Genomic DNA, 15,044 nt, shown 5'->3' on the forward strand with positions numbered 1-15,044 from the left:
CTTTCTTTTATTTGTCCGATTAAGTTAACATTAATTTTTCTGGAGTGTGTGTTTGGGAATTAAGAATATCTAAATCGGATTTATTAATTTACACAAGGAGTATTATGAATAAAACAACAACAGTTAGAGCTGAGTTTATAGTATCTAAGGAAGCCATATTCCCCCTCTCAGAGTTTACTGATAGGTTAGAAATAAAACCGATACGATCCTATAATTTAGGTGATAGAATAAAGGATTTGGATTTGTACAGAAAGATTTCTTGCTGGTGTGTAGGGACACTAGACGAGGAGTCTTTTGATATTAACAATCAACTCTCACAGCTTATAGTTATCTTAGGTGCTAAACAACAGGTGCTTATTGATTTGAAAAAGGAATTTGAGGTCGATTATGTTATTTCGATAACTATTGATATAGAACAAAAGCGGAAGCCGGCAATATACTTAGAACCTAAGACAATAGAGTTTCTTTATAATATCAAAGCAGAAATAGACATAGACGTATCAGGTTAATCACGCAACACTTGCAATACTAGGGTCATTCATTCTTCAACAATCGGGGGCGATTGCTGCAAAAAATGGATTACCTTTCATTTTGTGTAAATGGCAGTCGCTTTTTTATAATAATTTATCAGCTAACTATGGAAATTTGTGCGTATGATACACAGGGAAGGTGAAAATTTGAAAAAGATTTTATCAATTCAGGGTGGTATGGCTGGAGGGAAAACAACTCTAGCGAAAAGATTAGAGAAATCAATGCAGGATGTGTTTTTCTCATATGAAAATCCCTATCCAAATCTAGAAAAAAGAAATGGTATGAACCTCGACATAAGTACAAGAGAAGGATTCATTGAAAACCAAAGAATATTTATTGTTTCAGAAATTAATCGATTTCATAATTTACCTGATGGAAAGATAATACTTGATAGAGGGCCAGAAGATATCGAGTTTTATACACTTCATTATTCTCTAGCAAATGAATACGGATGGGATGTAGAAAACGAACTTCAAAATGAACTTCAAGAATTACGAAAATGTCGATCTGACTATATTTTATACTTGGATGCGAATGAAGAGACCCTGCGAAGGCGAAAACAGAATGACAAAACAAGAGGAAGAAGCTCGTTTGAGCAGAACTTGAAAATATTTAGTTTTGAAAAAGAGTGGTTTAAACAATTTAATACGAGAGTGGTAGATGTAAATCATTTAACTCCACATCAGTTAGAAAAATCTACAATGAAATTCTTAGAAGAAATTCATTTTTGAATCTCCTTAATCTTTAACAATCGAAGGCCATTTTGTAATATCAGTTGTCACCCTTTGGCGTTCAGAATATAGCGAGGTGAAAATAATGATTACTGATAAAAAGATTCACCGAGCTTTTGGAGTTTACGGCATATACACTGACGGCAATAAAATACTAGTAATCAATAAGAACAGAGGACCTTACATAAATCGTTATGATCTTCCAGGAGGAAGTTTAGAAGATGGTGAAAGTCTGACAGTAGCATTAAAAAGAGAATTTCTTGAAGAGACTGGTTTTGAAGTGAAAGTAGACATAAACTTGGGTATAGCAGACTTTATGTTACCTTGGGCTTGGAATGAGTGTGAATTTGTCCATCATATTGCAGCCTATTATTTAGTTGAAGTAATCAGAGGCGATATAAAGAAACCTCATCAGTTTGAAGGTCAAGACTCTCTGGGTGCGTTGTGGTTGTCAGAAGAAGAAGCAAATATTAATAATGCATCTCCACTAGTTCTTAAAGCATTTAGGTGGTTAAAGGAAAGTGTATTTGATCCGGATGTTGAGGTTTATAATGATTGGGAAATTAGAATGTAAGATGTTCAGCAATCTGGGGGCGATTATCCAAGAAGGGATAATTGCTTCTTTTATTGAACTATTTAAGAAGTAAGCAAAGATTTAAAAGTAGGAGGATGACCGTTGGATAAAACAGTTACCTTTTCTTTCGCTAGTTCAAATTATGTAGGTATAGAAGCGACAGAAACATTTAGTCTTAAAGAATTAGGAATTGACGGGGAATTAAATGATGAAAATTTGAAAATAGAAATAGATAAATTATTTCAGGCTTGGGTTTGGGATAAGATTAATATTTCATACAGTATTGTAATAAGTGACTAGTTAAAGGTTCTATGTGCTATTTTGAATGCTGGACAAAGTGGGGCGGTTATCTAAAAATGAATAAGAAGCTAGGGTATGCAAGTATATTAGCAGGCTTAGTGCTTATGGGCCTGTCGGTAATTAATTTCACTACACCTATTGGTGAAAGGCAAATGTCAATTGGTCATACATATCTAGGTATTTCTGAACCAGTTCCCACTCTGTTAGGATTATTTATTGGATCAGTTTTAATTTGCTGGTCTCTTAACCTTATTTGGAACATATCAGCGAAAAAAGTAATTAAAATAGCGATATTATCCTTAATTGTCATTTCTCTATTTCCAATAGTCATACTATTCTTTTATGCTGGCTCCATTTAAATTTCTGTTAGGTGATTTATTAAGCAATCGGGGGCGATTGCAGCAAAGTGGATCGCCTTTTCTTATTGAGGAATTAGGCAGGATTGTTGAATAAAAAAAGACAATAGAAGTTTTGAATAAAGAAAAATCACTAGGGATATGGAGGATAGTGAAAATGCCAGATATAAACCATAAAACCTACATTAAAGTGCCTTTAGAAGAAGTGTATAAAACAGTTTCAACATCTCAAGGTTGGAATGCTTGGTTTACAGATGACACATCTTTAGAGATAAACTCAGATGGAACTGGAGAAATACGATTGAGGTGGACAAATTTCGGTAGTGATAATGTAAATATTGAAGATGGTGGAAAAATAATTGAGGCAACTCCAAACAAAAAATTTGTTTTTCAGTGGTCACCAGGAGAACAAAATTCAACAGTGACTTTTAAACTTGAGTCTTATAAAGACGGTACATTAGTAGTTCTTAATGAGACGGGCTATACAAATTCAGAAAAAGACTTAAGAGCCTGTATTGGATGTGCAGTAGGTTGGGGAGAAGCATTAACACTTTTAAAGATTTACTTAGAGTATGGAATTGTGTATAAACAGGATTTATGATTCCTTAGTTATTGGGATATGGAGTCTTTGAAAAGTAATTTACATAAAGGTGATTGTGATAACTCAACTCTTAATCAACAATTGGGGGCGATTGCAGCAAAGTGGATCGCCTTTTCTTATTGAGGAATTAGACAGGATTGTTGTATAAAGATATCTAAGGGAAATTGATATTCCTGAAACTTACAGATGATTCATACGTTATATATTAAAAGAACAAACTGCTTTTAAGCTATAGAAAATCTAATTAAAGAAGGGACGATTTGATGTGAAAAGATTTATGCTTTTTATTATATTGCTATTTGTTTTATCTGCCTGCCAGAGTGAGCCTCCCAAAACAAAATTTATAGGAGAAACAGAAAATGGGAAGGCAATTGCGGAAGTTAAAACTGAAGAAAAAAAGAATAAGTTCAATCTTCAATACAAAGGAAATGAAATAAATTCTATTGGAGAGTTCGAATTTAAACTTAGCAGTTCTAACGGGCAATGGGGGATGGGAGCAATCGAATTAAACTCTGACGGAACATTTAAAGAAGAAAATAAAAATGCAGATACTTTGTCAATATTTAAAGCTAGCGAAAAGAACGTAACAATAAAGTGGAACGATAAAGAAGAAACATTTTCTTTAAATTAGTTCCTACAGGATTCGTAATTAGGGATGCAGAATAAATTTATGTTTACTTAACAATCGGGGGCGATTGTGGAATAGCAAAAGAATTTTTTGGTTTTAAAAGTGATTGTTTTAACTAACGAGTAAATTAGTTTGGTTTCACAACAATCTTAATATAATTAGAGAAAAAATGAAAAGAGTGAAAAAGTGAAACTGTTATTCGCGTTTTTATTAGTAGGAACATTAAGCGGTTGTTCAATTTTTGAAAAAGAGAAAACTTCCGATAACATTTACCTTATTCCAGAAGGCTTTGAAGGTTCTATTACGGTTTTCTATGATGTACCGAATGAACCAAAACTAAAAAAAGAGGGAAAGTACACAGTTGTTCCAGTAACTGAGTTAGCTCTAGAGGCACTAAAAGACACTGATATTTATACATATGGAGCTTCATTCACTTCAACACCAAATGTGTCCTATGGAGTTGTAACCGACAAATATTATTATGTCGATGAAAACGGAAAAAGAACGCCTATAGATAAGCAATGCGTTCATCAAAGTGGAAATGGGTCTTTTTCGGGTGCAAGCGAGATAGAAATTATATACAGTGAATTACAAATAACAAAGACACATTGTAATCAGTCATTTTGGACTGATGGTATAGAGAGATATCACTCACAACAAAGTGAAGTGTTAGGATTCTGGATGAATAAGTATGATTAGGTGAAAAATGCGGAATTTTCTTTTTCGACAATCGGGGGCGATTGCAGCAAAGTGGATCGCCTTTTCTTATTGAAGAATTGGGCAATTTTTTTTGATGAAGGATTGGATGTACCGAAAAAAGAAATAATGAAAAATAATTATTGACCGTGTGGTGTACCACACGGTTTATTATATATCCGAGGAGGATAAGGATGTATAAAATAAGTGAGTTTACCGAGATGACTGGATTAAGTAAAGAAACTTTACGATATTATGCAGAAGTTAAATTACTCGAACCTGCACTTATAGATCCGAATAATAATTATCGTTATTACGATGATGGGAGTTACTTCCTTGCAATACTATTAGTAAAACTGAGAGGATTTGGTTTTACAGTACAGGAGATGCTTTCTGTGATGGAGGATGAGTCATTCGCTCATTTAGAAGATTTATTAATCCAAAATAGAGAAAAGATAAAGATGCAGATTGAAAATCTTCGTCAACGAATCGAAGAGATTGATGAATTTCTTGTATCTGGAAAGGAGGAAAATGGATGATTCAATGGAAAGAAGAAATGACTATTAAAGCTAATATTGAAAAGGTGTGGGAACTGTTTTCAGATAAAAACATTAAGAAAATTATGCCGAAAGTCGAAGAACATAAATTAGTTGAGAAGATGGAAGGAGAAGTGGGGGCAAAACATCAGCAGAAATATCGTGAAGGAAAACGTGTGGAAACCTATATTGTCGAAACATTAGCCTATGAAGATTATGAGAGCAAGAAATTGAAGAAAATTGCCTTTGTATTAGGAAATGCATTTGAAATTACTCTTACATTTACATTAGTTAAGGTTGATGATATGCACACGAAATTTATTTATGAGGGCCAAAACAAAGGAGTTAATTTTGTTGGCAGAGCTATGTTAAAACTCAGCAGCCAGAAAAATAATAATCAGGTGGTACAAAAATTTATGGAATTGGTTGAGCAAGAAGCAATGAGATCTACTTATTAAATAGTTTTACCGAAGTTTTAACTGAAAAAAGAAAGCGGCTCAATATAATAAAAACTTACCAATCTAATTTGTAATAAAGAAGCGGGGAGCACTTTCCCCGCCTATGTCTTCCCCAAAACCACATATTTATTAACAGGCCGCCCGACTCCGCCATACTGAATATCAAGAGAAAGGACGCCCTCTTTTTCCAGATGCTCCAGATACCGTCTTGCTGTGACTCTCGCAGTTCCGACATGTGCGGCTACATCCTCTGCAGATACAGGTTCCTTTTGTCCGGATAGAAAGCCGAGTATTTTTTGAAGAGTGACTTCATGAAGCCCTTTTGGAAGGTCCTGCGACGCTTTCGGCTCATCCCGCTGAAAGCGGATGGCATCCAGTTCTTTCTGGGTCAGCTGCACTTTTTCATTGATCATCTTGCGGTACTGCAAATAACGTTCCAGCGCTTCTTTGAGCCGTTCAAATTTAAAAGGCTTCATCAGGTAGTCGGCAGCGCCGTGCTGCAGGACCTGCCGGACTGTCTCCATATCGCTTGCTGCCGTAATGGCGATGATGTCAGCTCTGTGGCCTTCCGCACGAATGGCTTTGATCGTGTCGAGCCCGTTCATCTTAGGCATGTACATATCAATCAGCACAAGGTCAGGGGAAAGCTCCCTGACAAGATCCAGTCCTTCCGCGCCATTTGAGGCCATGCCAACCACTTGAAATCCATTTATCCGGTTTAAAAATTCACGGTTCACTTCCTGCACCATTAAATCATCTTCAATCAGCAGAACGTTCACTTGATCCACTTACATCTCCTCCATCTGAAAAGTGACAGTAAAGCTTGTTCCCGCACCTTCTTCTGATTCTGCCTGAATGCTGCCGTTTGCCTGGTGAATAAGCTGCCGGACCATATATAGTCCAATGCCGCGCTCACTTCCTCCTTTTGTGGAAAAGCCCTGATCAAAAATATAAGGAAGATCCTGTTCACGAATTCCGCTTCCATTGTCCTCTACAATAAGGATCAGCTGCCCTGAAACTTGTTCCAGGCTGACAAAAATTCGCGGCTTGGAACACTCTCCGTGCTGAAAAGAGTCAAACGCATTTTCAATCAAGTTTCCGATAATAAGAACAAGATCGTGATGATCGATCCGGGGAGGAAAACGCTCGAACCTGCTGCTTCGGTCAATTTCTACCGCAATGCCAAGTTCTTTTCCCCTGCGGATTTTGCTGAGCAGGAGACCGGCAATGCTTTCATCCTTGATATGACTGCTCAGAAACTGAATCAGTTCGTCTTGTTCTTCAGTCGTTTGAAAAACAAACTGCAGCGCCTTTTCATAATTGCCGAGCTGGATTAAGCCTGCAATCGTATGAAGCTTATTGTTATATTCATGATTCTGAACACGTAAAGCGTTTACAAAAGCCCGTACGCCCGTCAGCTCTTCCGCCATTTTTTTCACCTCTGTACGGTCCTGAAAAATAGCGACTGCGCCAATGGTTTCCCCGTTGACTTTAATTGGCACGCGGTTGCTCAGAATGTTCAGGTTGTGAACCGTGAGTTCCTTGCTGTAGATCCCATGGTCAAGCTCAAGTATTTCCGGCAGTGCGGTGTCAGGTATGACATCACGGATGGACCTGCCTGTCACGTCACCTTCAATCCGCATCATGCTCCTTGCTTTCTTGTTGAAGATGGTGATGTTTTCATCCGTATCAATGGCAATGACGCCTTCATGCATCGCGTTGAAGGTTTCCGTCCGTTCTACAAGGAGTCTCGCAATCTCATGCGGCTCAAGCTTAAACATCTGCCTTTTGATTTGCCTGGCAAGAATCCATGCGCCCCAGCCTCCAAACAGAAGCGAAAGCCCTGAAGTAATCGCAATTTCAAACGCCAAGTTTTCAAGTACCTCAGCGAACGACGGTACTTTATAGCCCGCCAGTACGACGCCAATCTGTTCATGCGCATCATTCATAACAGGCACAAATGCCCTCATCACAGTTCCAATTTCGCCCTTTGCTTTTGACGTATAGGAGTGCTCGGCAAAAGCGGGTCCCTCATCAGCCCCTTCAGAAGCGGTGCCGATCATGTCATGTACTGGATGCGTCAGTCGGATGCGGTCCATATTTAAAACAACAATGTAATTTGCGTTGTTGATGACTCTCAAGCGGTCGATCACTTCATTCAAACCGCCGTCACCCTGTTCAAGAGCTTCTTTTACTTCAGGAAGCTCTGCGATTGTCTGAGCCGTAACAAACGAACGGGCCTTCAGTTCCTCTTCCTTTCCGCTGATGTAATTTCCAATCAGTACGATGCCTGCGAGAAAAAGAGAGAATCCAAGGATAAAGAAAATCAGCCCTGTAATTTTCCATAGAATTGATATGCGTTTCATAGCGGCTCCTCATTTTCAGAACAGTAAAATATCTTTTATTTTAACATGAGGAAAAAACTCGTGATACAATGAATCTACTAAATGACTGAAATGGTGAAAAAAATGAAATGGTTTATTAGTGCAAGTGTGCTTACTGTGCTGATCTTGATTGCCGTGTTCTCCCATGACTCCATGGAAGCGCTGCAGGAAGATGATGAACAGAAGGGGCTGAGCGACCAGATTGTGATCAAGTTCAGTCACGTTGTGGCTGAAAATACCCCAAAAGGACTTGCAGCGGAAAAATTTGCAGAACTCATTGCCAAACGGACGGACGGGAAAATCAAGGTAGAGATCTTTCCAAATGAAATCATGTATTCAGACGAACAGGAGTTTGCCGCGCTGAAAAGGGGAGACGTGCAGATGATTGCGCCTTCCTACTCAAAAATGACCGAGGTCATCCCTGAGTGGCAGGTGCTCGACCTTCCTTTTCTTTTCAGGAGCGAAGAGCATGTAGAAGAAGTTTACACAGGAGAAATTGGACAGCGTCTCCTCAGCAGGCTGGAAGAGGAGAACATGAAGGGCCTTGCTCTATGGGGGAACGGCTTCAAACAGATGACAAGCAGCAGCGGGACACTGATTCAGCCGGAGGATTTCGCCGGACAGCGCTTCAGAATTATGCCGAGCGATACGATTGCAAAACAGTTTGAACTTCTCGGCGGAATCCCGAAGGCAGCCTCATTTAATGACGTGTACATCGCGCTTGAAGGAAACGAATTTGACGGACAGGAAAACACAATCTCCAATATTTACTCTAAAGGCTTTTACCGCCTCCAGAAAAATATGACCCTTTCCAATCACGGGTACCTTGGCTATTCCGTTCTCATGAACAAAGAGTTCTGGAACAGCCTCGACCCCGAACTGCAGCTTCAGATTGAAAAAGCCATGAACGACACAACAAAGTGGATGCTCTCAGAATCAAAAGAAATGAATGAAACCCAGCTCCGCAGAATGAGGGAAAACTCAAAGCTCGGCATCCATGAACTCAGCCCGGATGAAAGAAAAGAGTGGGAAAAAGTGTTCGAGCCGCTCTATCAATCTTATATTGAACGGTATGGAGATGAGTGGATAGAGGATATACGGAAGGCTGGAAAATAGAGAAGATGCGGACGTCCTAATAGGGGGCGTCTTTATTTTGCGTTTGAAACTTGGTTAATAGTTCCATAAAAGGGTTGTGGATGGATGGTTGATGGTTCTAAAGCACGTTAATAGTGCCATCAAAGGGTTGGGGTTGGTAGTTTGATGGTTCTAAACCGCGTTAATAGTGCCATCAAAGGGTTGGGGTTGGAGGATTGATGGTTCTAAAGCGGGTTAATAGTGCCATCAAAGGGTTGGGGTTGGTAGTTTTTTGGTTCTAAACCGCGTTAATAGTGCCATCAAAGGGTTGGGGTTGGAGGATTGATGGTTCTAAAGAGAGTTAAAAGTGCCATCAAAGGGTTGGGGTTGGGAGCTTGATGGTTCTAAACCGCGTTAATAGTGTCATCAAAAGTGTGAGATGGCCAGCTTGATGGTCTCAATCCGGATTGAAGGGCAAGGCCGGCCTTTCTGGTCAATTTCTTATCTGACTCCCGGAGCTAAACGAGCGATTCTGCTTTTCGTATTGTCCAGCTCCGCCTCCTAGTCCTTCTGTCAGAACAAAATCCATGAAAAAGTCAAACCCGGACTTTTCCACGGATTTCTTATCTGACTGCCAGGCATAAACAGTCGGCTCCGCTTTTCTCATTGTCCAGCTCCATCAGCCAGCTCCTCCGCCAGAACAAAATCCCCCAAAAAGTCAAACCCGGACTTTTCGGGTGATTTCTTTTCTGTCTGTCGGAGCTAAACGGCTGATTCCGCTTTTCCTGTGACCACAAAGACCAAAACGAACTTTACGTTCTAAAGCTTTTGTTGTGGAAATGTTCAGTTATTATAAGGGTTATATTGTAAGCGCTAACAAAAAGTGAAGGGGTGGGTGCAGGTGAAGGTTAATTTCAGGAATTTGACGGTTCAGGTTGTGATTGGGATTATACTGGGGATTACGGTTGGGTTTTTGTTTCCGGCTTTTGGGATTGAGCTGAAGGTTCTGGCTGATGTGTTTATAAAGATGATCAAAATGGTGATTGCGCCGATTATTTTCTTTACAGTGGTTATTGGAATCGGCAGCATGGGGGATTTGAAAAAGGTCGGACGGATTGGCGGAAAGGCTCTCTTGTATTTTGAAATTGTGACGACCTTTGCGCTTGCAATCGGGATTATCGTCGTCGGGATTGTGAAACCGGGGGAAGGCTTTAATACGGACGCGGTTGAAGGCGGGGATGTTTCCCAGTATACGGAGCAGGCGGAAGAGACGAGTCACGGTTTTGTGGATTTTGTGGTTGGCATTATTCCTGAGAACGTAGTAGGCGCCATGGCGGAGGGGGAGCTTCTTCCTATTTTATTCTTCGCTGTTCTGTTCGGGGTATCGATGGCAGCTGTTGGTGAAAAGGCAAAGCCGGTTGTGCAGCTTTTTGAGAGACTGACAGACATTTTCTTCGGAGTCGTCAATATGATCATGAAGGTTTCGCCGTTTGCGGCTTTCGGTGCGATGGCGTATACGATCGGACAGTTTGGGATCGGCTCGCTTGTTGCTCTCGGCAAGCTGATGGGGTCGGTATATATCACGATGTTCCTGTTTATCATTCTTGTACTCGGAGCCATTGCAAAATATTACGGCTTCAGCATATTTAAATTTATCGCTTTTATTAAGGAAGAAATTCTTCTTGTTCTCGGTACATCTTCATCAGAATCAGCACTTCCGAAAATGATGGAGAAGATGGAAAAGTACGGCTGTTCAAAATCAGTTGTCGGTCTTGTCATCCCTACAGGATACTCCTTCAACCTTGACGGAACATCCATCTACCTCTCAATGGCAGCGATGTTCATTGCCCAGGCATATGGCATCGACTTGAGCATCTGGCAGCAGCTGACTCTTCTGGGAATTTTGATGCTTACATCAAAAGGAGCCGCAGGAGTAACAGGTTCAGGGTTTATCACACTCGCAGCAACTCTCGCAGCCTTCCCGATGATTCCTGTTGAAGGAATGGCACTCCTCCTTGGTGTAGACCGCTTTATGTCTGAAGCGCGTGCGATTACGAACCTGATCGGAAACGGAGTAGCTACAGTAGCTGTTTCAAAAATGGAGAATGAGTTCCATCCTCCAAAAGATCAATCAGGTTCAGCTCCGATTTCTATTGCAAAGTAAAAAAAAGCGGACATGTTCCGCTTTTTTTTTGCATATCAGAAAAACATAACATATGAATACTTTACCAATATTAATCCTTTGTAAAGAAATTGTTAAAATTAACGACAAAGTCTTTTCTGATTCGACATAAAGTTATATACTTTCTAAGTTGCAAATAGAGAGATAGAGAAAACAACCAATTTGGCTCCTTGGAGGAAAAAGAAATGGCTATTAAGAGAAAAAAAGATAAGTTCTCTGAAATGTTAAGTCAAATATCTGAGAACTTAAAAGAAACAGGTCAATACTTTTATGATTACAAAATCAAAAACGGAAACGACCTGAAAGTGTTCTCGGAAACAATCAAAGAATATGAATCAAAAGGTGATTCATATGTTCACACCATTATTATGGAGCTTAACAAAGCTTTCATCACACCAATTGAGCGCGAAGACATTCTTCAGCTTGCGATGATAATGGACGATGTTTTGGATGGCATCGAACATTCAGCTGCGCTTTTTGAAATGTATTCTGTCACACAGCCTACTGAGTATATGGTTAAGTTTGTTGACACAATCAATGAGTGTACAATTGAAATTGCAAAAGCGATTGATCTGCTTTCAAATAAAAAGCTGATTGATATCCGCACACATGCTATTAAATTGAAAGAACTTGAATCAAACTGTGATAACTACCTGCGCACAGCTGTTAAAAACTTATTTGCAACAGAAAAAGATCCGATTAAAATTATTCAGCATAAAGAGATTTATGAAACGTTAGAAGAGATTGCTGATAGCTGCCAGGGTGTAGCCAACACACTTGAAACTATCATCATGAAAAACGCGTAAGAGGCGATTATATGGATACAATTCTGATTCTTACCATACTTATCGTTATTTTTGCCCTGGCGTTTGACTTTATTAACGGATTCCATGATACGGCGAATGCAATCGCGACTTCCGTTTCGACGAAAGCTCTGAAACCAAGACAGGCGATCATTCTGGCATCAGTCATGAACTTCGTAGGTGCGATGACTTTTACAGGTGTTGCGAAAACAATTACGAAAGACATCGTTGATCCATTTACCCTTCAAAATGGTTCGGTCGTTATTCTTGCAGCATTGATTGCGGCCATCACTTGGAACTTGATCACATGGTATTACGGAATTCCAAGCAGTTCGTCCCATGCGATTATCGGTTCAATTGCCGGTGCTGCTATTGCAGCTGCGGGTTTCAGCTCCCTGAACTATACCGGTTTCCTGAAAATTCTTCAGGCCCTGATTCTGTCTCCGATCCTTGCTTTTGTTGTAGGTTATATCGTTTACAGCATTTTTAAAGTCGTTTTTAAAAACAACAACCTGACAAAAACAAACCGAAACTTCCGTGCGATCCAAGTGGCAACAGCAGCGCTGCAGTCCTATACTCACGGAACAAATGATGCTCAGAAGGCAATGGGTATCATTACAATGGCTCTCATTGCGGGAAATCTTCAGAGCACTACGGATATCCAGTGGTGGGTTCAATTCTCATGTGCACTTGCCATGGGTCTTGGAACAAGCGTCGGCGGCTGGAAAATTATTAAAACCGTTGGCGGTAAAATTATGAAAATTCGTCCAGTCAACGGAGTTGCAGCTGACGTTACAGGAGCTGCCGTTATCTTTGGCGCTTCTCTTATACATTTGCCTGTAAGTACAACACACGTTATCTCATCTTCCATCCTGGGTGTAGGTTCTGCACACAGACTGAAAGGCGTTAAATGGGGAACGGCTAAAACAATGGTGATTACATGGTTTATTACTTTGCCGATTTCAGCCACACTTGCAGCAATTTCTTACTTCATTCTGAATTTATTCTTTTAATAGATGATGCCCTCCAGCGTTCTGGAGGGCTTTTTATGTACAGTCAAAAATGAAAAAAGCATGAATCCGCAGATTCACGCTTTTTTATCAGAGTATAGGTAATCCAATATCTCCGGCACCCGTTTTCTCCACGCCGCTTCATTATGCTCAGCGTCCTGTACGATGTCGTACCGGCAATTTTCAATCCGTTCTTTCAGCAGGGCGTAAACGCTGTTGCTTGAATCTATGTAATCCTGCCAGCGGACAGAAGCTGTGCCCTCTTTCGTGCCCACGTCCATATAAAAACGTTCAATAGAAGAGAGGTCACTTTCTTTAATCAGCTCTTCAAGCTCGGTCTGGTTAAACCAATAGGCAGAAGAGACCGAGGCGATTCTTTTGAAAATGCGAGGATATTTGCAGGCGGCATATGTTGAAATGAGACCGCCCATTGAGCTTCCAGCCATCGCTGTTTCATCCGGCCGTGTCCGGTATTTCCCGTCTATGAGAGGCTTCAGCTCATTTACGATGAAATCAATATAGGCTTCTCCTTTTCCTCCAAGCTCACCCGGTTCCCCGATGAGATCCTTTGCAAGGGTATGATTCACCCATGGTCCGTACTCATCAAAACGTCCATATCCTTCATGATTGCAGTCAATGCCCACAACAATCAGGTTCATGCCACTCTCTTCAAGGTGCTCTTTCAAGCCCCAGCTTACCCCAAAGCTTGCTTTGCTGTCTTCAAACAGGTTCTGTCCGTCGTGCATGTAGAGGACTGGGTAGGAATCGCTGCCTTGACGATAGGATTCAGGCAGAAAAACAGTGACTTGTCTCTCTAAATCAAAGGCGGAAATGGATACTTTAAATGTCTCGATCATTATTCTATCTCCTCTTCACGCAAAATTTTCTTATAAGCTAAAACGCCATTAACAGCATCTTTGAAATCGGCAGCTGCTTTTTTCCTCCACTTTTCTTCAGACGGATAAAACAGTTCCAGGTAACGATTATGTATAATATCTTCTGACTTTTTGCTGCCGGATTGATTAAAATAAAGCTGATTTTCTTCAATTGTCCGTTTAAGAGACTGAATGGAAGCAACGGTCCCATCTCCAAGTGTACCAAATTCAAAAGTAGTGGAGTAGAGCTCTTTTTCTGGGGAAAGGTCTTCTTTTAATCTGTAAAAATATTCCGTCATATCACCGTTTGTCACATAGTAATCTTTCGAATCCGGGGTGAAAACGAGTGGATAATTGAATGCTTTCTCCGCTTCTTTTTCTGTCATTGTTTCTTTTGATGAGCTGAAAATGCTCATTTGATAGCGGGGACCGTAACCTGTATGAAGATCAATGTGAACAATTTTTTTATAGCCGCTTTCCAAAATATCTTTAAATAAACCTTTCATATAGGCTGTAGAAGGTTCGTCTTTCGTTCCGCCGTAATAGACACCTTTAGGATATGCATACTGGCCTGTAAGAAGGGCCTGTTCAATCGCAGATGTTCCGCTCGTCACAGCCCGCGCTGCAACCCTGGAATAAAACCCTGCATCATGAAGCAGCATGTGCCCAACCCTTTTTTCACGTTCAAAAAACTCATTCAGCTCCTCATAGTTTCTATTATGGCTGAGGTCAAAGCTGTTCCAGTCATAGACAAAATTTCTGTTCAAATCAACGTTGTGTTCATTATAGCGGCGTTCATTTTTCATTCCCCATGGGTTTACGGCATGGACGATATGCAGGCCGGTTGTCTTTTCATTCAGCTGTCCTGCAAGCTCTCTGACAAAAATGGATTGCATCGCGCTCCCTGCGTACCCTTCGATGCCGTGCACGCCTCCGGTGAGCATAATAAGGTTTTCTTTTTCTTCTGTTGCATCAGCCTTGATTGAATCTATCGTATCTTTTTCATTCAGGCTGAAGGAATCGTGCCGGACATTCGTCCATTTAGGCCTCAGGACGTTCTCATATGATAAAAAAGTCTGTCTGGATTCATCATACGACTTTGGAAAAACGTCTTCCATAGAGTGGGTGTCCCGCTGATTAAGTGATTGAATCGCGAACGGATAAATGAAAACGAGTAAAACGGCTGCTCCTGTTAGAATCATTATTCCTTTTTTTATCATAGTACCTATTCCTCTTCCTTTTTTTCTGACTCTATCATTATATTGGAAAATTTTCTGAAAGAGTAGAAGTTTGGAAAAATATGAC

Annotated in this window: 17 protein-coding genes; 13 read left to right on the top strand and 4 right to left on the bottom strand. The window is 40.3% G+C overall.

Going from position 1 to position 15,044, the window contains the following annotated elements; genetic code table 11:
• Nucleotides 1-104: 104 nt before the first annotated feature.
• The 9 genes from AZ46_RS03335 (at nt 105) to AZ46_RS03380 (ending at nt 5,411) form a co-directional block, all read left to right on the top strand.
• The gene (locus AZ46_RS03335) at nt 105-509 is read left to right on the top strand and encodes a DUF4279 domain-containing protein (protein WP_029285386.1); all 405 of its coding nucleotides are present in this window, start codon (nt 105-107) and stop codon (nt 507-509) included.
• A gap of 168 nt (nt 510-677) precedes the next feature.
• Complete coding sequence (locus tag AZ46_RS03340; RefSeq protein WP_152554714.1) at nt 678-1,262, top strand: AAA family ATPase; 585 nt, start codon at nt 678-680, stop codon at nt 1,260-1,262.
• A gap of 85 nt (nt 1,263-1,347) precedes the next feature.
• Nucleotides 1,348-1,836, top strand: a complete 489-nt coding sequence (locus AZ46_RS03345) for an NUDIX hydrolase (protein WP_029285382.1) — start codon at nt 1,348-1,350, stop codon at nt 1,834-1,836.
• Between the two features lie 102 nt (nt 1,837-1,938).
• Nucleotides 1,939-2,136 carry a hypothetical protein gene (locus AZ46_RS03350; protein ID WP_029285380.1) on the top strand — a complete coding sequence of 66 codons (198 nt, stop codon included), beginning with the start codon at nt 1,939-1,941 and terminating at the stop codon, nt 2,134-2,136.
• Between the two features lie 513 nt (nt 2,137-2,649).
• A complete protein-coding gene (locus AZ46_RS03360; RefSeq protein ID WP_029285376.1) occupies nt 2,650-3,093 on the top strand; it encodes an SRPBCC family protein in 444 nt (147 codons plus the stop codon).
• Nucleotides 3,094-3,358: 265 nt separating this feature from the next.
• Nucleotides 3,359-3,724 (top strand): membrane lipoprotein lipid attachment site-containing protein, encoded by a 366-nt coding sequence (locus AZ46_RS03365; RefSeq protein WP_029285374.1) that lies wholly within the window; start codon nt 3,359-3,361, stop codon nt 3,722-3,724.
• Nucleotides 3,725-3,907: 183 nt separating this feature from the next.
• A complete protein-coding gene (locus tag AZ46_RS03370; RefSeq protein WP_029285372.1) occupies nt 3,908-4,420 on the top strand; it encodes a DUF6843 domain-containing protein in 513 nt (170 codons plus the stop codon).
• 191 nt (nt 4,421-4,611) lie between these two features.
• Nucleotides 4,612-4,956 carry a MerR family DNA-binding transcriptional regulator gene (locus tag AZ46_RS03375; RefSeq protein ID WP_029285370.1) on the top strand — a complete coding sequence of 115 codons (345 nt, stop codon included), beginning with the start codon at nt 4,612-4,614 and terminating at the stop codon, nt 4,954-4,956.
• Nucleotides 4,953-5,411: an SRPBCC family protein gene (locus AZ46_RS03380; RefSeq protein ID WP_029285368.1), complete on the top strand. Its 459-nt coding sequence runs from the start codon at nt 4,953-4,955 to the stop codon at nt 5,409-5,411. The genes AZ46_RS03375 and AZ46_RS03380 overlap by 4 nt, the downstream gene beginning before the upstream one ends.
• 101 nt (nt 5,412-5,512) lie before the next feature.
• Here the strand turns inward: AZ46_RS03380 and AZ46_RS03385 are convergent, their stop codons facing one another.
• Together AZ46_RS03385 and AZ46_RS03390 are read right to left on the bottom strand one after the other, a co-directional pair.
• Nucleotides 5,513-6,199 carry a response regulator gene (locus AZ46_RS03385; protein ID WP_268870706.1) on the bottom strand — a complete coding sequence of 229 codons (687 nt, stop codon included), beginning with the start codon at nt 6,197-6,199 and terminating at the stop codon, nt 5,513-5,515.
• Nucleotides 6,200-7,777, bottom strand: coding sequence for an ATP-binding protein (locus tag AZ46_RS03390; RefSeq protein WP_029285364.1), 1,578 nt, complete (start codon nt 7,775-7,777; stop codon nt 6,200-6,202).
• A gap of 102 nt (nt 7,778-7,879) precedes the next feature.
• Between AZ46_RS03390 and AZ46_RS03395 the strand changes: the two genes are divergently transcribed.
• From AZ46_RS03395 to AZ46_RS03410, 4 genes are all read left to right on the top strand, one after another.
• Nucleotides 7,880-8,911, top strand: a complete 1,032-nt coding sequence (locus tag AZ46_RS03395) for a DctP family TRAP transporter solute-binding subunit (protein WP_035319225.1) — start codon at nt 7,880-7,882, stop codon at nt 8,909-8,911.
• 859 nt (nt 8,912-9,770) lie between these two features.
• The gene (locus AZ46_RS03400; RefSeq protein WP_029285360.1) at nt 9,771-11,033 is read left to right on the top strand and encodes a dicarboxylate/amino acid:cation symporter; all 1,263 of its coding nucleotides are present in this window, start codon (nt 9,771-9,773) and stop codon (nt 11,031-11,033) included.
• A 203-nt stretch (nt 11,034-11,236) separates the two neighbouring features.
• The gene (locus tag AZ46_RS03405) at nt 11,237-11,857 is read left to right on the top strand and encodes a DUF47 domain-containing protein (RefSeq protein ID WP_029285358.1); all 621 of its coding nucleotides are present in this window, start codon (nt 11,237-11,239) and stop codon (nt 11,855-11,857) included.
• Between the two features lie 11 nt (nt 11,858-11,868).
• On the top strand, nt 11,869-12,867 hold the full coding sequence (locus tag AZ46_RS03410; protein WP_029285356.1) for an inorganic phosphate transporter: 999 nt from the start codon (nt 11,869-11,871) through the stop codon (nt 12,865-12,867).
• 74 nt (nt 12,868-12,941) lie between these two features.
• On the opposite strand, the gene AZ46_RS03415 is transcribed toward AZ46_RS03410, so the two are convergent.
• Both AZ46_RS03415 and AZ46_RS03420 read right to left on the bottom strand, forming a co-directional pair.
• Nucleotides 12,942-13,721 carry an alpha/beta hydrolase gene (locus AZ46_RS03415; protein ID WP_029285354.1) on the bottom strand — a complete coding sequence of 260 codons (780 nt, stop codon included), beginning with the start codon at nt 13,719-13,721 and terminating at the stop codon, nt 12,942-12,944.
• Nucleotides 13,721-14,959: a M14 family metallopeptidase gene (locus AZ46_RS03420; RefSeq protein WP_029285352.1), complete on the bottom strand. Its 1,239-nt coding sequence runs from the start codon at nt 14,957-14,959 to the stop codon at nt 13,721-13,723. The genes AZ46_RS03415 and AZ46_RS03420 overlap by 1 nt, the downstream gene beginning before the upstream one ends.
• Between the last annotated feature and the right edge of the window lie 85 nt (nt 14,960-15,044).

Origin of the sequence: Metabacillus indicus LMG 22858, assembly GCF_000708755.2 — a bacterium.
Classification (GTDB): Bacteria; Bacillota; Bacilli; order Bacillales; family Bacillaceae; genus Bacillus_P; species Bacillus_P indicus.